The following is an 18,118-nucleotide window of genomic DNA, read 5'->3' on the forward strand; positions in this document are numbered from 1 at the left end:
TTTTGTTTAGTCCTTCCAAGCGGTTCTGTCTGCTTCGGTTTTGAGTTTTGGAAAATTATCTGGATCAAAGCTGATCTGTTCAAGCGGTATGCCTGATTTTAATTGGCGTTCGTAGTCTTTTAACACACGCAATGCCACAGGCGATAGCCACACAATTGCAATCAAGTTGATAATTGCCATAATTCCCATGGATAAGTCGGCAAAATTCCAAACCGAAGTCAAATTCGCTACCGATCCGATAAACACCATAGCCAATAACGCAATGCGTAAACCGAGCATTGCCATTTTGGCATTACGCTCACCTGACAAAAATTCAATGTTGCTTTCACCGTAACTATAATTGGCAATGATAGATGTAAATGAGAAAAAGAAAATTGCAATTGCCACAAAATACACTCCAAAATCACCAACAAATTTTGACAAAGCCAATTGGGTAAGTTGAATGCCTTGTTGTTCGGTATTTGGATCAACCACGCCTGACAAAATCACAATACACGCCGTTGCGGTACAAATCACCAAAGTGTCAATAAACACACCGAGCATTTGCATAAAACCTTGCACTGCAGGGTGATTTGGATGCGATTGGGCGGTTGCAGCAGCATTTGGTGCAGAACCCATGCCCGCTTCGTTGGAGAATAAACCGCGTTTAATACCGTTAATCATTGCTTGAGCAATGGTATAACCAAGTACGCCGCCACCCATTTGTTCAAGTCCAAATGCGGATTTAAAAATGGTTGCAATAGCATGTGGAAAGGCGGATAAATTGGTCAAAATGATAAACAAGGCCAATAAGATATACATAATTGCCATAACTGGCACGACTTTACCTGCAACCTTGGCAACCGATTTCATACCACCAAATACAATTGGAGCGGTAATTATCACAAGTCCTATGCCAGATACCCATGTTGGAATGCCAAACGCTTCTTCATTTGCTGCAGCAATGGTATTGGCTTGAACGCCGTTAAATGCCAATCCAAACGCCACCAACAAACACAACGAAAACGCAACTGCCAACCATTTTTGTTTTAAACCCGCCCAAATATAATACGCAGGCCCACCACGAAATACATTATCGGTATGTGGCACTTTATAGGCTTGAGCTAGGGTAGATTCAACAAAGCTGGTTGCCATACCTACCACTGCAGTCATCCACATCCAAAACACCGCACCAGGCCCACCTAAGTAAATTGCAATTGCCACCCCTGCCAAATTACCCGTTCCAACTCGAGCGGCCAGTGATGTCATCAAGGCTTCGTATGAGCTGATACCACCTGCCCTGCCACCTTGCCCTGACACTTTAAGCAAACTCCACAAATGAAAAAAATGGCGAAATTGGGCAAAACGTGTCGCAATTGTAAAATAAAGCCCACCACCAACCAATAAAAACACAATCAAACCATACCAAGGATTATTGAGAATGAGCCAATCACCATTACCCCAAATCACGCCATTTAGGTTGTTTACCAACCCATTAAACCAGTCAAACATAATGCTACCCTTTAATTTAGCCTAATATTATTCATTAATACGATTTAATGCTATTTAATGTAATTAAATTAATGTAATTAAATGTGCTAAAATTTAACACAAATTAACAATTTTTACCATGTTTTTAACAAAAAATTTAATTTCTTGAAACCGTAAAAACAAAATAGCCCATATTCCGTTAAGAATATCGGCTATTTTGCTAATGAGATTTGGAAGGAGTGATGAAAATTTAGGTAGAATTAGACACCCATAGCGGATTTTGCAGCACCTTCGTCGTAGTCATCGCCATGAGTTACAACAACAACACCAGTTTCGTGGTTAACATTGGCGAATTTAACCCCAACAACGCCTTCTAGTTTTTTGGTTAGGTCTTCTGCTGCTGCTTTATCGGCAACTTTTACATTTTCGTATTTAACTTGTGGCATAATAGATATCCTTTTTAATTAATGAAGAAATAAGATAAACAAACAATTGAATGAACAATGATAGCTAAATGAATGATAGCTAAATGAATGTTGTTAAAACAATGCCAAACTGAAAAAACCTTGCTTTATCAACATTGATAAAAGTTATTCTAACGAATTTTGCTAAGATTTTCCGCTAATTTTTTGTAAATCTGACAAATGGTTTATCAGCAAGGATAAAACAAAAATTAGGGTATTTGTTGCAAAAAATTATTAAAAAGTGCAAAATTTTTGCAAAAAAATAGATATCTTTTGCATTTTATCCTAATTTTTCGTTAATTCATTTGTGCGTATTTTGGCTAAAATTGTGTTTTAAAAACCCATTTTACAATAAGTTACATAAGTTTACATTTAGATAAATTTATAGGCAAATGTGTTTGAGAATTGGGATTAAGCATTGATAAATTTAATGGCATCGGGTGTCCATTGTTCAATCAGCGTGTGCAAAACGGCTTTTTTATCAGGTTGGGCTAGTAAGTGTTTTGCCAAATTTTGGGCAATAACCAACAAAAACTCATCGCGTGCCAAATCACTGATGTAATAATTGTCAAATCCTGCTTGGCGTTTGCCAAGTAATTCACCTGCGCCGCGTAATTCTAGGTCTTTTTGGGCAATTACAAATCCGTCCGAGCTGTCTCTTAGTACATTGAGGCGTTCAATGCCAAATTCAGATAACGGTGTTTTGTAGAGTAAGACACAAAAGCTTTTTTGTGAACCACGTCCAATGCGTCCGCGCAGTTGGTGTAGTTGGGATAAGCCTAAGCGTTCAGCGTTTTCAATCACCATAAGCGATGCGTTTGGTACATCTACGCCCACTTCAATGACGGTGGTAGCGACAAGCAGTGCGGTTTTGCCTGCTTTAAAATCTTGCATGGCTTGTTGTTTTTGGGCGGATTTCATTTTGCCATGTACTAGGCCTATGTTGAAATTTAAACGGTTATGCAGATCGGCATAAGTCAATTCGGCAGATTGGGCATCTAAAGCTGTGCTTTCTTCTACCAAGGGACAGACCCAATACGCCTGTTTGCCTTGTTCACAATTCACTGCAATGCGTTCAATCACTTCATCACGGCGATCGCGACTAATGGTAACTGTGGTAATTGGTGTGCGATTTGGAGGCAATTCATCAATAATTGATGTATCCATATCACCAAACGCACTCATAGCAAGCGTCCTTGGAATGGGCGTTGCAGTCATAATCAACTGATGCGGCGTGGTATGAGTAAGGCCTTTGTTAAGTAAAGCCATGCGTTGCTCTACGCCAAAACGGTGCTGTTCGTCAATAATCACCAGGCCCAGTTTGGCAAATTGGACATTGTCTTGAAATAAAGCGTGCGTACCGACTGCGATTTGTACTTCATGATTGCCAATTTGTTGTAAAGCCAGTGTGCGTTCTTTGGTGGTTTGTTTGCCTGCAAGCCAACCGATACCTATACCAAGTGGCTTAAACCAGTTGGTAAAATTAATAAAATGTTGTTCCGCCAAAAGCTCCGTTGGTGCCATAATAGCCACTTGCCAGCCACTGTCTAACGCATAACACGCCGCAAGCGCTGCAACCAAGGTTTTGCCTGCACCGACATCACCTTGCACAAGGCGAAGCATGGGCGTGGATTTGGCTAAATCTTGTACAATTTCGTTTACCACTCGGTTTTGGGCATCAGTTGGCGTAAAGGGTAAATTTGCCAGCAATTTTTTGGCAAGATCGCTATGAGTATTGCAACGCACCGCTTGGTGTTGATAAAGTTGTTGCTTGCGATATAGCAGGCCTACTTGATTTGCCAACATTTCTTCAATAATCAAACGTTGACAAGCAAGGTGCGAGCGGTTTTTAAGCTGCTCTAACATGTGATATTGTTTGGCTAAATCTATGTCAATTGGTGGCTGATGAATAAAATTTAATGCATCTAACCAACCAAATGCAGCAAACGGATTGTTAAGTTGAGTGAGTTGTGGAAATTGGGTGGTTAATTGTTTTTCAATGCTTTGCCATTCGTTATTGTTTAGGTTGATTAAACTGTTTGGTTGATGTTGTTTAATAGTTTGTAGGGCTTGTTTGATAAGGCTGCGCAATTTATTTTGGTGCAAGCCTTTGACAGTTGGATAAATTGGCATAAGACTGGTATTGGCAAGCGGTTTTTGATTGGTAATAATTTCAAATTCTGGGTGGGGAATTTGTGTGCCATATTGATTGATAATAATCTCACCAAACACGCGCAACACATTGCCAACTTGCATAGCCATATCCAAACCGCGATACACGTGAAAAAAACGCAATGTTAGCTGGCCTGTTGTGTCTTGAAGTATCACACTCATGCCTGTGCGTTTGCTATCGGATTTGATAATTTTGCCTTGAATGAGTACGGATTTACCGTGGACAACGTCGGCAATGTTTACAAGGTGGCTGCGATCTTCATAATCACGTGGCAAGTGTAGCAGCAAATCAAAAATCCGCGTTATACCAAGCCCAGATAATTGCTCGGCAATTTTTACGCCCACGCCTGATAAAGCCGTGATGGGGTGATTAGCCACATTCACATTGGTAGGTTGCATTGTGTTAGTCTAAGTTGGGGTTGGGTTTTAGGCTTTGGCTAAGTTTGCGTTCTAATTGACCGTTAACCTCGTCATCAAGCCAGTTTTGTAAATCTTGATAGATATTTGTCATAGCATGAAGCAAATAGCTTTCAATTTTTTGGTGTAAATCATTGATGATTTCTTCTTTGATTGTTTGGATATTGTCAAAATCTAATGGATTGACGGTTGGTAAATTTTTATGATTTTCTGTGGTTTTTTCTGTGTTATCGGTTTTGTGGTTATTTTGGTTTTTGGTTTTTGTTTGATTTAAGTTAAAATCTGTCAAACAAAACTGTGCTGTGTTGTTTTTTGTTGTGGTGTTTGTTGGGGTGTAAATTGTGGTGTTGGTTTTATTTGTTGTATTGGCTTGTATAATCTCTGCTATTTTGTCATGCAAATTTGCCACCTGAAATTGGAATGTATCCAAATCAGTTTCAGTTTGTAGTATTTGATAAATGTCATTAAGTTCATTAATAATGGTTTGTTTGATCGGTGCAAGGGTAGCAGACCAACGTTGTGAAAATTGGGGTGAAAAAGCAAATCCTGACATGGCTTTATCCAAATTTATTAAAAATCAAATTTATTAAAAATCAAGCTGATTAAAAATCAAGTTAATTAAAAATTTTGTCAAATAATCAAAATATAGTTAATCAAAATTATAGCATTTTTGCCAAATTTAACAAAAGATTTTTCTTAAGCTGGGTTGTGTTTTGTTAACCTGTGTTTTTAGGCTTGGTATAAGTAATAAATTGAAAATCCAGACCGTTTTCGTTTTGTATGGGTTGTGTATTGGTTTTGACAAAATGACTTGGAATGGTTGGATAAAACGCACAGGCATCGGTAATGTGAGTATGCACATGGGTAATTTCCAAACGGTTGCTAAAAAGCAGGGTTTGCCTAAAGATGGTTTCGCCACCAATGATCCAAATTGTGTCTAAACCTTTATGATGAGCCAGTGTGGTTGATTGTGTTAACGCATCATCAAGGTTATGAAAAATTAATACATTGTCAAAATTTACTTGATAATCTAAATCAGTGGTAATGATGACATTGATACGATTTGGCAGGGGTTTTCCAATAGATTCAAAAGTTTTGCGCCCCATGATGACAATGCCACCTGCAGTCAGATTTTTAAAATGCTGTAAATCGGTTGGCAAATGCCACGGCAGTTGATTGTTTTTGCCAATGGCGTAATTGGTACTTATTGCAACGATATGGCCGATGTTTATTTGTTGGTTGGTTGTTTGACTGTGGTTGGTTTTATAGAAACTCATAATGTTTAGATTTATTAGATTTGTTGGTTAATTTGTTAACGGTTGTTAAACAGCGACTTCTGCTTTAATCACAGAATGACTTTGATAATTGACAATCTGAATATCGTCAAATTTAAAATCAAAAATATTGTCAATGGCTGGGTTTAGCTGTAACGTTGGCAAAGCAAAAGGTTTGCGACTTAGTTGGGTTTTAACTTGTTCAAAATGGTTGGTGTATAAATGACAATCACCTCCCGTCCATACAAATTCACCCACGCTAAGATTACAAACTTGTGCCACCATGTGAGTCAATAACGCATAACTTGCTATATTAAAAGGCACGCCCAAAAATAAATCCGCTGAACGTTGATACAGTTGACAGGACAGTTTTGTGTCCGCCACAAAAAACTGAAATAGTGTATGACACGGCGGTAAGGCCACCTGATCGGCTTCTTTTGGATTCCAACCTGTAACAATCAGGCGGCGCGAGTTTGGATTGGTTTTGATTTGGTCAATGACTTGACTGATTTGGTCAATACCATCATCGTTAAAATTGCCATTTTTATCGGTAGTTGCTCCAAAATTTCGCCATTGATGGCCGTAAATTGCGCCCAAATCTCCTGCTTGTCTGCCAAAACGTGCCGTTTGTTCCAAGGTTGCCCATTCATTCCAAATTCGCACGCCATGGTCTTGTAAATATTTGACGTGGGTATTGCCTTGTAAAAACCACAAAAGTTCGTGTATCACGCTTTTGGTATGAATTTTTTTGGTGGTTAACAGTGGAAATCCGTCGGTTAAATCAAAACGCATTTGTGCACCAAAAATAGATCGCGTGCCTGTGCCTGTGCGATCGTCTTTTTGTATGCCATTTTGAAACACATAACGGATTAAATCCAAATAGGCTTGTTCGTTTTTTGTTGTTAGCATAAGTTTTATCAAATAAAATGATTATAATTTGTTAATATGTTTGACACGAACGGTTTTTATACCGCATTTTCACCTGTTTCGCCTGTGCGAATGCGAATGATTTGTTCAAGATTTGTAACAAAAATTTTGCCATCACCGATTTTGCCTGTATTTGCCACGCTGATAATTGCTTCAATTGCAGAGTCAACCATGTCATCTGCTACAGCGATCTCCAATTTTACTTTTGGCAAAAAGTCCACCACGTATTCAGCACCACGGTATAATTCAGTGTGTCCTTTTTGGCGACCAAAACCCTTGACTTCCGTAACTGTTACGCCTTGCACACCGATTTCAGATAGGGCTTCACGCACATCATCAAGTTTAAACGGCTTTAAAATTGCAGTAATCAATTTCATGGCATGTTCCTTTTTTGAGTTGGGTTAAATTTTAAGTTATGTTAAAACGATAATTTGATATTATACTCAAAAAAATAGCTTTGGGCTAATAAAAACAGCCAAGTTGCAAAAAAATTGTTTTGCACACTGGGTTTTTTGTATGATTTTGTAGAAAAAAATCGCTAAGCAGTCATAATAAAATGCTATAATTAAGCTATTTTTGACAAGGGGCAACACTAAGGGGCAGTACAATGACAGCAAACGGCAAAAATACGGTTTTACATCGTGGCGAGGGCTTACAAATCGTGGTAGGACTTGGAAAATCAGGTCTGGCTGTGGTGAATCATCTGCATGCACTGGGCTATCAGGTGGCGGTAACTGACAGTGGTTATCCAAATCTTGCCAAACAGTTGCCAAATAACGTGATGACTTATTTTGGCGGTATTGACAGTGAACTATTGACAACTGCAAGTCGCATTATTATCAGCCCCGGTATTGATCCTTTGTTGCCTGTATTTGATGGCGTGCGTGCCCATCATATTGCAATGGTGAGTGATATTCAATTATTTCATGAAATTTGCCAACAAAAAAATATTCCAATCATTGCAATTACAGGTTCAAATGCCAAAAGCACTGTAACAACTTTGGTGGGCAAAATGGCAGAAAATATGGGCAAAAAAGTCGGCGTTGGGGGCAACCTTGGCTTGCCTGCATTGGATTTGTTGCGCGATCCAATTGATCTTGCAGTGCTTGAATTGTCCAGTTTTCAATTGCAAACCACCACGCAGTTATCCGCTCAAGTTGCGGTTGTGTTAAACATGTCGCCTGATCATCTTGATCGTCATGGTGATATGTTGGGTTATCACCGCGAAAAACACCGTATTTTTCAAGGAGCAAAATCCATTGTTGTCAATCGCGACGATCCGCTAAGCAGACCACTGGTTGCTGATGATATACCTAGGATAAGTTTTGGAGCAAGTGCACCTGATATAAATCAATACGGTATTTTGACCGATAGCGATGGTGAGATGTGGTTGGCTCGTGGCAGTCAGCGACTGCTTCATGAAAAAGATGTACCAATTAAAGGGCAGCATAATTTGATAAATGCGTTGTCTGCATTGGCAATTGGTGAATTGGCCGGATTTTCACCAGATAGTATGTTAAATACGATTAAACAATTTGTTGGTTTGCCACATCGCTGTGAGTTTGTTAAAACTTTGTCAATTGCCAATCACAAATTGGACTGTTATGATGATTCTAAAGGCACAAATATTGGATCCACGCTTGCTGCTGTGTGTGGTTTAGGCAATGTATATCAACCAAAAGGCAAAAAATTGGCACTAATTTTGGGTGGTGTGGGTAAAGAACAGCAGTTTTTTGATCTTGCCAATCCGCTGACGAAGTTTGTAAGTTATGTGTATTTGATTGGCAAGGACAGCAAAAAAATTGCCGATGATTTACAATCTGCCAAACTTGGTGAAAACGTGGTTTTGCATCATTGTCAAACATTGCAAAATGCCTTTAATCAGGCAGTGGTCGATAGTGAGCGTGATGCCAATGTTGGTGCTTTGTTGTTATCGCCTGCGTGTGCAAGTTTTGATCAATTTACAGATTATGTGCAACGTGGACAAGCGTTTAAAGATTTGGTCAATGATTTTAAGTAGTTGTTTGATAAAAAATTAAGATAATTAGGTTGGGTTATGCCATTACGCAGTTCTTCTACTTCTCACGCAATTTCTTTGGCGAATGCCACAACAAATACGCGTTGGTTGCCATCATTATCATCGGTGTTAATCAGTTGCGTTGCTATGATTATGGTCATGAGTTTACTCATGGTGGCATCGGCCTCGGTTTCGTTTGCTGAACTTAACCATATGTACTCGCTTAAATTTTTTACCAACCAATTGTCATATATGTTGATTGGGATTATTTTTGGTTTTATTGTGTACTGCGTGCCACTTCGAACGATTTTTCGCACCAACACCAGTTTTTTTGTGCTGATCGGTTGTTTGTTAATGATTTTGTACACGGTGTTTTTTGGTTCATTGATTAATGGTAGTACGCGTTGGATTGAGTTTGGTTCATTAAATTTTCAACCTGCAGAATTGGCAAAAATTGCAATGATTTTGTTTACCGCCGATTTTTTGGTGCGACGTGTTGATGAAGTACGCTATCAAGCCAAAGGGTTTTTGCGACTGTGTGGGCTTGCCAGTTTTATCCTGTCTGCCATTATGTTTCAGCCTGATTTTGGTTCGGTGGTGATTATTGTTGGCTGTATTGGAGCGATGATTTTTGTGGCAGGCTTGCCCTTGCGTTTGGTGATGATTTTACTTAGCACGGTGTCTGTTGGCATTGTGTTTGCTATTATTACCGCAGGTTATCGTGTCAAGCGAGTAACATCGTTTCTTGATCCATTTGACGATTTAAAAGACAGTGATTATCAGCTTGGACGCAGTATTGTGGCATTTGCTCGCGGTGAGTGGACGGGAGTAGGTTATGGTGAAAGCATTCAAAAATTAGCCCATTTGCCCGAAGCACACACGGATTTTCTATTGGCAATTACAGGGGAAGAGCTTGGTGTGATGGGCGTGGTGTTTTTGCTAAGTTTACAGATTTTGTTGATTTGGGTGGTGATGAAAATCAGTTATGACACGCTAAAACGTCGCCAAAGTCGGTTGAGTTATTTTGCGTTTGGCGTGGGGGTGTTGTTTTTTGGTCAAGCATTTGTCAATGCAGGCATGACGCTTGGTATCTTGCCTACCAAAGGCCTTACCATGCCATTTTTTAGTTACGGTGGTTCATCTATGGTGGTGAATTTGATGATTATTGGAATTTTGTTAAGAATCATTAAAGACAGTCCAAAAATTTCACCAACCGAGGCTCGCTATTATTAACAAAATTAAGATAATTATTAACAATTAAGATAATATATAAAACTTTAAATTAAAAAACTTTAAATTAAATTTGCCAATGGCGGACAAAACAGCTGTTGTTTGCCAACCAATGTATGATCTTGCCATTGTGTGATGGCTTGTTGTAGCATGATTTCAGGCAAATTTTTTTCTACTGGCTTTTGTCCTAAAAACTGTAATGCAAGTTGTAGTAAATCTTGGCTGCGATAATTGGCAATGGGTTCAGCAAGGGTTTGTTTTGAGAGTTTTTGCCCTTTATGATTGACTAAAATTGGCAAATGATAATAACTGTTCACTCTTGGTGCTTGTAAATAATCATAAATTGCCAGTTGGGCGGTGGTTAGTGGCAAAATATCGAGCCCACGCACAATCTGATTTACCCCTTGGGTGATGTCATCTATGACCACGGCAAGCATGTAATTAATCCTACCTTTTGGTGCTGTTTTTTGTAGAGGGCATTTTAAAGATTCTTGGCGGCGACGCACGACGATATCACCCTGACTGCGTTGTGGGTTATCAATCATAATACCTTGATAATTATCAAAAAATTGTATATTTTTGTCAGGCATGATTAAGCGTACCGCATGATGTTTGGCTAAATTTTTATGTTGACAAATTTTAGGATAAATCAGTGGGTTTTGTGCAGATGGTGTATTAGGCAAGAGGCGTTGTTTTTGGTAAAATTGCTGAATGGATTTTCGGCTACAGTTGCACCCATAACTCATAGAATTGAGTTGGTTTTCCAAAGTTTCATGATATAAATCAAGGTGTTGCGATTGATAATAAACTTCATTATCCCAATGCAACCCAAGTCGTGTCAAATCGGTTAAAATTTGTTGGCTAAAACCATCATGACAGCGTTCATCGTCAACATCTTCAATGCGTAGCAACCATTTGCCACCCTCCTTTTTTGCAAGGCAAAAACTGGCAACGGCGGTAATCAAAGAGCCAAAGTGTAAATTGCCTGTTGGTGATGGTGCAAAACGCCCAATTTTTGTGTCAGAATCAAGCGTTATTGCCTGTGCTATTGCTTGTGCTTTGGCCAACATAGAGCGTTAGGCGTGTCCCCATGCCTGTTTTTCTTTAATTTCTGACAAGGTTTTGCAATCAATACATTGAGTGGCTGTGGGGCGAGCTTCTAGGCGACGTAGTCCAATTTCTACACCACAGGTTTCACAAAAACCATAATCACCGCTTTCGATATCTGCCAATGATTTGTCAATTTTGCGAATGAGTTTTCGCTCGCGATCGCGCGTACGCAAGGCTAGGGCAAACTCTTCTTCTTGCGTGGCACGGTCATTGATATCAGGCATGGCTGTAGACTCGTCTTGGATATAAGATTTGGTGCTTTCTGCTTCGGTTAAGAGCTGGGCTTTCCAAGCTTCCAAAATTTGTGTAAAATGCTCAAGCTGAGTGTCATTCATGTATTCTTCGTCGGCTTTGGCTTGATAAGGAATGAAACTAAAATTTTGTTCAGTTTGAGTGGCTACCATACAGTTCTCCAAAATACAGTTCTCCAAAAAAATTTATCATTGGTATTGCAATTTTTTTATAAACAAAAGTTTTGTATAAAAAAGTTTGCCAATCCCAAGTATTAAAAAATCCCAAGTATTAAAATTCGCCTTACACAGTGGGGGCAAAGGTCAAAAATTCAACGCAAATTGACGGTTAAGTCTAAAACAGTGATTTGGTTTGTACTCTTGTTACTCCTGTTGCAAGTGTGGCATTGTTATATAATGTTATCCAGCGTAAGCCTGCCTCAATGTCATCAATGCCATATTCGTCTTGATTTGGCAAAAATTGAGCAGATGTAGACGGCGTGGTATAAACAGGTATGTCATTGATAATACTGGAAAAATCCTGATGAACATGCCCAACAAAAATTCCTTTAATCTGTGCTTTAAAAGGTAAAATTGTTTGCCAAAAGTCATCGCTGTTTTTTAATTGATGATTGTCAATCCACGCCGAACCAACATTAAACATCGGATGGTGGCAAAAAATAATACACGGTTTTTGGCGCACCGCCAACGTGTTTTTTAACCAATCCAACGTCCATTGACAAAAATAGCCCCAAATTTCACCTGTGCAACTGCTGTCTAAAAAAATAATATCCCAAACAGGTGTGGTTACCACATGGCAATTTTTTAGGCGACTGTCCACTTGCACGCCAAGATGACGACGCTGAAAAAAGGGCAAATGACTGTCAAGCTCCATCGTAACATCGTGATTGCCTGAAATTGCCACGTAGGGCGAACTAAATTTATCAAAATAATCAAACAGTTGCGTGTAATTTGCTTCGGTTGGTTCTTGCAACAGATCGCCTGTAATTGCCAATAAATCACGATCGGCAAAATCGCACTCCACCAACGCCATAATGTTGTCTAAATTGGTTTTTGGATTGATATTACAATACAATTGTTGCGTATCTTCAAACAAATGCAAATCAGTAATTTGCACCAATTGCACAAAATTAGGATTTTTTGGGGTGATGGACTTGGCGGTCTGCAAATTATTATCCAAATTATCAAAAGAGGCGGTACGATGATGTGCATAAACAGACGTACTCAAGACGATATCCTTTCGCAAAATTAGGGATAATTGTTGATGAGAATGACAAATTTTACATGAATTTTACACAAAATCAAGAGCAAACGCGATTTTGTTTTGTAAAAAATTTAAAAAATGTTTGATAAATAATGTTAAAATATTAATTTTATTGGCATTTTTGACAAATGCCTGACAATTCAATCACGCTGGATTTTATGGCAAATTGAGCTTGATCGGCAAGTTTGTTAAGCAAATTATCTAAGGTATCGTGGCTTAATTCTTGGACATCACCGCATTTTTGACAAATTAAAAACGTTGCAGTGTGTTGGTTTTCTGGCCAACAACAAGCAAAAAAAGTTTTGGTTGCACTTAACTGATGAATAAAACCCATGTCTAATAAAAAATCCAAGCTGCGATAAATTGTCGGTGGTGCGAGGGTTTTTTCGGTGGTTTTTTGTAATTTTGCCAATAAATCATACGCGCCAATTGGTGTGTCTGATTGCAAAATTAACCGATATACTTGTTCGCGTAAGGGGGTAAATCGCACGCCTTGGCTTGTGCAAGTTTCTTTGGCTAGGCTTAGCGATCGCTGAATACTATCAGGCTGATGACAGTGTTGGCAACTGGCAGAATGTGCCACATAATCGCGTGAAGCGAGCGTGTCGTCAACGTGTTGAACGGAGGGTGTGCTGTGCTGATAAAGGGTTGTAGACATAAACTCACCGCAAAACTTAAAAGCTATTAAAGGCGAAAACTTGCACCAAACGCTATGAAGCACTATAATAAGGCGTGTTTGATGATTTTTCAAGCCTATATATAGATTTATTAAGATTATAGATTTATTAAGACTTAAAATTTTGCCCTTAAGTGCTTTTCATTTCCTATTTTTCAATCGATCATGATAAAACCACAACCTCGTTTTCAACCGTATCGCATTCAAAAAGCCATTAACCGCCAATCTTGGTTGGTATTGGCTTTGGTGTTTATTGGCATTGGGCTTGATATGGTTTTGGCAAAAACAAGTTTTGCAATTAGCAAAAATTTGTTGGCAGGTGCGTTATTGGCATGGATAGGGCAGTTGGTCTTTGCCAAAATTGCCTTGGGAGTAACAGGATCAAAACACAAGCATAAAATTGTGCATCGTATGTATCAGGCGACTTTGGCAAAATGGCTGATTACTTTTATAGGCTTTGCAGGGGTTTTTGGCGGATTAAAGCCGTTATTGGCGGTTTGGGTGTTTGTTGGTTTTATTGTGTTACAAATTAGCCATATTTTGGTAAGTTTTCGGTTACAATCTTGATAGAAATTAGCAACAATTTTCTGACAAAAAATAAAAATAGTTAATAAATAAATTTTTTGCAATATATGCTTAAAAAATGACGAAAATTTTAATTTTTTGAATATTTACCGATATTTTTTCATAATTTTTGATTTTTTTATAAAAAAAAATGCAATTTCTTGCAAAATATTTTAATTTAAACCTTTACAAAAAGGTAAGGTTTGCATTAATATAAGCAGGTTTTTAAATAGGTGTAAATGGTTGCTTTTTTAGGCTAATCGGTTGCACTAATTTTTTTTATTGACTCACGATAGACAAAAAGTGAAGACTATGGCAGACGCAACCGCTCACGCACATGAAGTTACTTCAAATGAGTACATTCAGCACCATTTGACAAACTGGACGTATGGCCATCACCCGGAGCTTGGCTGGAAAGTTGCCGAAACGCAAGCTGAAGCCGCCGCTATGGGCTTTAATGCCATTCATTTAGATTCTATGCTATGGTCATTTGGGCTTGGTATTTTCTTTTGTGGATTGTTTTATCTGATCGCCAAAAAAGCAACATCGGAGACGCCATCAAAATTACAAGCCTTTATTGAAATGATTGTTGAATTTGTTGATAGTAACGTGCGAGAATCGTATCATGGTACGTCAAAATTAATTGCACCGCTTGCACTAACGATTTTTGTGTGGATTTTCTTAATGAATTTGATGGATTTAATCCCAATCGATTATATTCCAGTTTTGGCACAAAAAATCGGTGAAGCAATGGGGCATGACCCACACCATGTATATATGAAAATTGTACCAAGCACCGATCCAAATGTAACGCTTGGTATGTCGTTATCAGTATTTGCACTGATTATTATTTATTCTATTAAAGAAAAAGGCTTTGGTGGATTTATTGGTGAGCTAACCTTGCATCCATTTAGTGCTAACAATCCAGTGGCTAAAGTTGCGTTAATTCCTGTTAACTTTATTTTAGAAACTGTAACGCTTATCGCAAAACCAATTTCATTAGGCTTACGACTTTTTGGCAACATGTATGCTGGTGAATTGATTTTTGTGTTGATTGCCCTGATGCCGTTTTATTTGCAATGGGTATTATCTGTTCCGTGGGCTATCTTCCACATTTTAGTAATTACTTTGCAGGCGTTTATTTTTATGATGTTGACCATCATTTATCTAAGTGCTGCAAGCCAAACTGACCATTAATTTTTTAACAATGAGGATATCTCGATGACTCCAGAACTAGCAAGTATGACCGTATTAGCCGTTGCTTTACTTATCGGTTTAGGTGCATTAGCCACAGGTATTGGTTTTGCGATTTTAGGTGGTAAATTCTTAGAAAGCGTAGCACGTCAACCAGAACTTGGATCGCAATTACAAACGCGTATGTTCATTGTAGCAGGTCTTCTTGATGCGGTGCCAATGATTGGTGTTGGTATTGCCATGTTATTGTTATTTGCCAATCCTTTAGCAGGTTAATAGGTAAGTTGTCAGTACACCGTCCACAATGATTAAATGTGGACGAGGAATTGAAGAAACTTAATTAACGAGGGATTCTACGTGAATATCAATGCAACCCTAATCGGACAATCCATTGCATTTGCCATTTTTGTGATTTTTTGCATGAAATTTGTGTGGCCGCCATTGGCTGGTGCAATCGCAGATCGTCAACGCAAAATTGCAGATGGTTTGAATGCTGCTGAAAAAGCAAAAGCTGATTTGGCAACCGCTGGTGCGACTGCAGAACAAGAATTGGCAGCAGCAAAAGCAAAAGCGGCATCACTTATTGAACAAGCCAACAAAAGTGCCAATCAAATGATTGAAGATGCCAAACTGCAAGCACAAGCTGAGGCTGAACGTATTCGCCAACAAGCCCGTGATGCAGTTGATCAAGAAATTAGCAAAGCCCGTGAAAGCCTTCGTGCTGAAGTTGCCGAACTTGCTGTATTGGGTGCTGAAAAAATTTTACAAGAAAAGGTCAATTCAGAAGCTCATGCCAATATGCTAAACCAATTGGCAGCAAAGTTATAAGTGGCAACAGTACAGTAGTGAGGATATGATGGCTGATTTATCAACCTTAGCAAGACCCTATGCAAAAGCAGCATTTGATTATGCTAAAGAGCATCATGCTATCAATGAATGGCAAGATTATTTAGCGGTAATGAATGCCATCGTAAGTGATAAGGCATTTGCAGAGTATCTACATAATCCAGCGATTGTAGCTGCGAGTAAAGTTACCACTTTAACCGAACTTTACAACCAAACCGCAACCGATGATAACAATGTGTTTAAAACCTTAAGCACAGCGATTGACGGTGGGCAACAGACAAACAATCATGCGTTTGTGAATTATTTAACACAACTTGCCGAGCAAGAACGTTTGGCATTATTGCCTTATATTTATGAGCGTTTTGGTTTATTAAAAGCGACCGATGCCAAAGAAATCAATGCTTATGTTACGTCTGCTTATCCGCTCACCAAAGCACAAGCGTTACTTATTGAAAGCCGTTTGTCAATCTCATTTAATGCCGATGTGGTGTTGCATGTTGATGTTGATCCAAGCTTGATTGGTGGCATAAAGATTAAAGTCGGTGATAAAGTCATTGATGACTCTGTACGTGGCAAATTAAAACAGTTAAAAACACAGATAATTGCTTAATCTTACGTACTTTTGCAAAAGCAAAATACGTTTATCAAGTACTTTAAGCAATTGGTATTTATTTAAGGAAACAGTGCAATGCAACAATTGAATCCAGCGGAAATCAGTAATCTGATTAAGCAGCGAATTCAAGACCTGACTGCGGGTGCCACAGCAAAAAACGAAGGCACAATTGTCATGGTATCTGACGGTATCGTACAGATTCATGGTCTTGAAGATGCCATGTACGGCGAAATGATTGAGTTTGAAGGTGGTATCTATGGTATGGCATTAAACCTTGAGCAAGACTCAGTTGGTGCTGTGGTATTGGGGGATTATCTAAGCCTACAAGAAGGTCAAAAAGCCTATTGTACAGGCCGTATTTTAGAAGTGCCTGTTGGGCCTGAATTGCTAGGTCGTGTGGTAGATGCACTGGGTAACCCCATTGATGGTAAGGGTTCGATTAATGCCAAATTGACTGATAAAGTTGAAAAAATTGCACCGGGCGTTATTGATCGTCAATCAGTAGATGAACCTGTGATGACAGGTTATAAATCAGTTGATACTATGATTCCAATTGGGCGTGGGCAGCGTGAACTTATCATTGGCGACCGCCAAACGGGTAAAACCGCTATGGCAATTGATGCAATTATTGCTCAAAAAGATTCTGGTATTAAATGTATTTATGTTGCAGTTGGACAAAAACGTTCAACCATTGCCAATGTTGTGCGTAAATTAGAAGAAACAGGTGCGTTGGCTTATACAACTGTTGTGGTTGCATCAGCATCCGAGCCTGCATCGCTACAATATATCGCACCGTATTCAGGTTGTACCATGGGTGAATACTTCCGTGATAGGGGTGAAGATGCATTAATTATTTATGATGATTTGTCAAAACAAGCGGTGGCTTATCGTCAAATTTCATTGTTATTACGTCGTCCGCCGGGACGTGAAGCCTATCCGGGTGATGTATTTTACCTACATTCGCGTTTGCTAGAGCGTGCATCGCGTGTCAATGCTGATTATGTTGAAAAATTTACTGGTGGCGAGGTAAAAGGCAAAACGGGTTCATTGACTGCCTTGCCAATCATTGAAACCCAAGCAGGCGACGTATCTGCGTTTGTACCGACAAACGTCATCTCAATTACCGATGGTCAGATTTTTCTTGAGTCAAGCCTATTCAACTCAGGCATTCGTCCAGCGGTGAATGCAGGTATTTCGGTATCGCGTGTTGGTGGTGCAGCCCAAACCAAAATCATCAAAAAATTGTCAGGCGGTATTCGTACAGCTTTGGCACAGTATCGTGAATTGGCGGCATTTGCACAATTTGCATCTGATCTTGACGATGCAACGCGTAAGCAACTTGATCATGGACAACGTGTTACTGAATTGATGAAACAACACCAATACGCACCAATGTCAATTGCAGAGCAAGCAGCGGTAATTTATGCCTCTAACGAGGGTTATTTGGCAGATGTGCCTGTTAATAAAGTTGGTGCATTTGAAGCAGGTTTATTGCGTTATTTGCGTGATCAGCATGGTGCATTTATGCAAGAAATTGATGACACGGCAAATTACAATGATGACATTGCAAACACATTTAAGACGGCAATTGAAACATTTAAACAAAATCATTCATTTTAATAACGGATT

Annotated in this window: 19 protein-coding genes; 8 read left to right on the top strand and 11 right to left on the bottom strand. The window is 39.0% G+C overall.

Annotated elements, in window-relative coordinates; genetic code table 11:
- Positions 1-6: 6 nt before the first annotated feature.
- The 7 genes from MOMA_RS04105 to glnK all read right to left on the bottom strand — a co-directional run bounded on the left by MOMA_RS04105 (position 7) and on the right by glnK (position 7,101).
- The gene (locus MOMA_RS04105) at positions 7-1,491 is read right to left on the bottom strand and encodes an alanine/glycine:cation symporter family protein (RefSeq protein WP_009767346.1); all 1,485 of its coding nucleotides are present in this window, start codon (positions 1,489-1,491) and stop codon (positions 7-9) included.
- A 239-nt stretch (positions 1,492-1,730) separates the two neighbouring features.
- Positions 1,731-1,916, bottom strand: coding sequence for a hypothetical protein (locus tag MOMA_RS04110; RefSeq protein ID WP_009767347.1), 186 nt, complete (start codon positions 1,914-1,916; stop codon positions 1,731-1,733).
- 429 nt (positions 1,917-2,345) lie between these two features.
- The gene (recG, locus tag MOMA_RS04115; RefSeq protein ID WP_009767348.1) at positions 2,346-4,505 is read right to left on the bottom strand and encodes an ATP-dependent DNA helicase RecG; all 2,160 of its coding nucleotides are present in this window, start codon (positions 4,503-4,505) and stop codon (positions 2,346-2,348) included.
- A gap of 4 nt (positions 4,506-4,509) precedes the next feature.
- Entirely contained in the window at positions 4,510-5,076 is a 567-nt protein-coding gene (locus MOMA_RS04120; protein WP_009767349.1) for a hypothetical protein, read from the bottom strand.
- 163 nt (positions 5,077-5,239) lie between these two features.
- Positions 5,240-5,800 carry a dihydrofolate reductase gene (locus tag MOMA_RS04125; RefSeq protein ID WP_009767350.1) on the bottom strand — a complete coding sequence of 187 codons (561 nt, stop codon included), beginning with the start codon at positions 5,798-5,800 and terminating at the stop codon, positions 5,240-5,242.
- 45 nt (positions 5,801-5,845) lie between these two features.
- A complete protein-coding gene (locus tag MOMA_RS04130; protein ID WP_009767351.1) occupies positions 5,846-6,706 on the bottom strand; it encodes a thymidylate synthase in 861 nt (286 codons plus the stop codon).
- A 56-nt stretch (positions 6,707-6,762) separates the two neighbouring features.
- Positions 6,763-7,101, bottom strand: coding sequence for a P-II family nitrogen regulator (glnK, locus tag MOMA_RS04135; protein ID WP_009767352.1), 339 nt, complete (start codon positions 7,099-7,101; stop codon positions 6,763-6,765).
- Positions 7,102-7,331: 230 nt separating this feature from the next.
- Here glnK and murD point away from each other — a divergent pair, with 230 nt between their 5' ends.
- Both murD and ftsW read left to right on the top strand, forming a co-directional pair.
- The gene (murD, locus tag MOMA_RS04140) at positions 7,332-8,744 is read left to right on the top strand and encodes a UDP-N-acetylmuramoyl-L-alanine--D-glutamate ligase (protein ID WP_009767353.1); all 1,413 of its coding nucleotides are present in this window, start codon (positions 7,332-7,334) and stop codon (positions 8,742-8,744) included.
- A gap of 36 nt (positions 8,745-8,780) precedes the next feature.
- Positions 8,781-9,974 (top strand): putative lipid II flippase FtsW, encoded by a 1,194-nt coding sequence (gene ftsW / locus MOMA_RS04145; RefSeq protein ID WP_083874839.1) that lies wholly within the window; start codon positions 8,781-8,783, stop codon positions 9,972-9,974.
- Positions 9,975-10,033: 59 nt separating this feature from the next.
- Here the strand turns inward: ftsW and gluQRS are convergent, their stop codons facing one another.
- The 4 genes from gluQRS to MOMA_RS04165 form a co-directional block, all read right to left on the bottom strand.
- The gene (gene gluQRS / locus MOMA_RS04150; protein ID WP_009767355.1) at positions 10,034-11,041 is read right to left on the bottom strand and encodes a tRNA glutamyl-Q(34) synthetase GluQRS; all 1,008 of its coding nucleotides are present in this window, start codon (positions 11,039-11,041) and stop codon (positions 10,034-10,036) included.
- A 6-nt stretch (positions 11,042-11,047) separates the two neighbouring features.
- Complete coding sequence (dksA, locus tag MOMA_RS04155) at positions 11,048-11,485, bottom strand: RNA polymerase-binding protein DksA (protein ID WP_009767356.1); 438 nt, start codon at positions 11,483-11,485, stop codon at positions 11,048-11,050.
- A gap of 181 nt (positions 11,486-11,666) precedes the next feature.
- The gene (locus MOMA_RS04160; protein WP_009767357.1) at positions 11,667-12,560 is read right to left on the bottom strand and encodes a metallophosphoesterase; all 894 of its coding nucleotides are present in this window, start codon (positions 12,558-12,560) and stop codon (positions 11,667-11,669) included.
- Positions 12,561-12,705: 145 nt separating this feature from the next.
- Positions 12,706-13,254, bottom strand: coding sequence for a Fur family transcriptional regulator (locus MOMA_RS04165; protein ID WP_009767358.1), 549 nt, complete (start codon positions 13,252-13,254; stop codon positions 12,706-12,708).
- A 183-nt stretch (positions 13,255-13,437) separates the two neighbouring features.
- Between MOMA_RS04165 and MOMA_RS04170 the strand changes: the two genes are divergently transcribed.
- From MOMA_RS04170 to atpA, 6 genes are all read left to right on the top strand, one after another.
- On the top strand, positions 13,438-13,839 hold the full coding sequence (locus MOMA_RS04170; RefSeq protein ID WP_009767359.1) for an ATP synthase subunit I: 402 nt from the start codon (positions 13,438-13,440) through the stop codon (positions 13,837-13,839).
- A 309-nt stretch (positions 13,840-14,148) separates the two neighbouring features.
- On the top strand, positions 14,149-15,033 hold the full coding sequence (gene atpB, locus MOMA_RS04175) for a F0F1 ATP synthase subunit A (RefSeq protein WP_009767360.1): 885 nt from the start codon (positions 14,149-14,151) through the stop codon (positions 15,031-15,033).
- Between the two features lie 45 nt (positions 15,034-15,078).
- Positions 15,079-15,306 carry a F0F1 ATP synthase subunit C gene (atpE, locus tag MOMA_RS04180; protein WP_264622234.1) on the top strand — a complete coding sequence of 76 codons (228 nt, stop codon included), beginning with the start codon at positions 15,079-15,081 and terminating at the stop codon, positions 15,304-15,306.
- Positions 15,307-15,387: 81 nt separating this feature from the next.
- On the top strand, positions 15,388-15,858 hold the full coding sequence (locus MOMA_RS04185) for a F0F1 ATP synthase subunit B (protein ID WP_009767362.1): 471 nt from the start codon (positions 15,388-15,390) through the stop codon (positions 15,856-15,858).
- Positions 15,859-15,886: 28 nt separating this feature from the next.
- The gene (locus MOMA_RS04190; RefSeq protein ID WP_009767363.1) at positions 15,887-16,486 is read left to right on the top strand and encodes a F0F1 ATP synthase subunit delta; all 600 of its coding nucleotides are present in this window, start codon (positions 15,887-15,889) and stop codon (positions 16,484-16,486) included.
- Positions 16,487-16,564: 78 nt separating this feature from the next.
- Positions 16,565-18,109, top strand: a complete 1,545-nt coding sequence (atpA, locus tag MOMA_RS04195) for a F0F1 ATP synthase subunit alpha (RefSeq protein WP_009767364.1) — start codon at positions 16,565-16,567, stop codon at positions 18,107-18,109.
- Positions 18,110-18,118: the final 9 nt, after the last annotated feature.

Source organism: Moraxella macacae 0408225, from assembly GCF_000320365.1.
GTDB classification, from domain to species: Bacteria; Pseudomonadota; Gammaproteobacteria; order Pseudomonadales; family Moraxellaceae; genus Faucicola; species Faucicola macacae.

Coding starts and splice junctions, on each gene's coding strand:
- MOMA_RS04105 (WP_009767346.1), bottom strand. CDS start 1,491: ATGTTTGACTGGTTTAATGGGTTGGTAAACAACCTAAATGGCGTGATT.
- MOMA_RS04110 (WP_009767347.1), bottom strand. CDS start 1,916: ATGCCACAAGTTAAATACGAAAATGTAAAAGTTGCCGATAAAGCAGCA.
- recG (WP_009767348.1), bottom strand. CDS start 4,505: ATGCAACCTACCAATGTGAATGTGGCTAATCACCCCATCACGGCTTTA.
- MOMA_RS04120 (WP_009767349.1), bottom strand. CDS start 5,076: ATGTCAGGATTTGCTTTTTCACCCCAATTTTCACAACGTTGGTCTGCT.
- MOMA_RS04125 (WP_009767350.1), bottom strand. CDS start 5,800: ATGAGTTTCTATAAAACCAACCACAGTCAAACAACCAACCAACAAATA.
- MOMA_RS04130 (WP_009767351.1), bottom strand. CDS start 6,706: ATGCTAACAACAAAAAACGAACAAGCCTATTTGGATTTAATCCGTTAT.
- glnK (WP_009767352.1), bottom strand. CDS start 7,101: ATGAAATTGATTACTGCAATTTTAAAGCCGTTTAAACTTGATGATGTG.
- murD (WP_009767353.1), top strand. CDS start 7,332: ATGACAGCAAACGGCAAAAATACGGTTTTACATCGTGGCGAGGGCTTA.
- ftsW (WP_083874839.1), top strand. CDS start 8,781: ATGCCATTACGCAGTTCTTCTACTTCTCACGCAATTTCTTTGGCGAAT.
- gluQRS (WP_009767355.1), bottom strand. CDS start 11,041: ATGTTGGCCAAAGCACAAGCAATAGCACAGGCAATAACGCTTGATTCT.
- dksA (WP_009767356.1), bottom strand. CDS start 11,485: ATGGTAGCCACTCAAACTGAACAAAATTTTAGTTTCATTCCTTATCAA.
- MOMA_RS04165 (WP_009767358.1), bottom strand. CDS start 13,254: ATGTCTACAACCCTTTATCAGCACAGCACACCCTCCGTTCAACACGTT.
- MOMA_RS04170 (WP_009767359.1), top strand. CDS start 13,438: ATGATAAAACCACAACCTCGTTTTCAACCGTATCGCATTCAAAAAGCC.
- atpB (WP_009767360.1), top strand. CDS start 14,149: ATGGCAGACGCAACCGCTCACGCACATGAAGTTACTTCAAATGAGTAC.
- atpE (WP_264622234.1), top strand. CDS start 15,079: ATGACCGTATTAGCCGTTGCTTTACTTATCGGTTTAGGTGCATTAGCC.
- MOMA_RS04190 (WP_009767363.1), top strand. CDS start 15,887: ATGGCTGATTTATCAACCTTAGCAAGACCCTATGCAAAAGCAGCATTT.
- atpA (WP_009767364.1), top strand. CDS start 16,565: ATGCAACAATTGAATCCAGCGGAAATCAGTAATCTGATTAAGCAGCGA.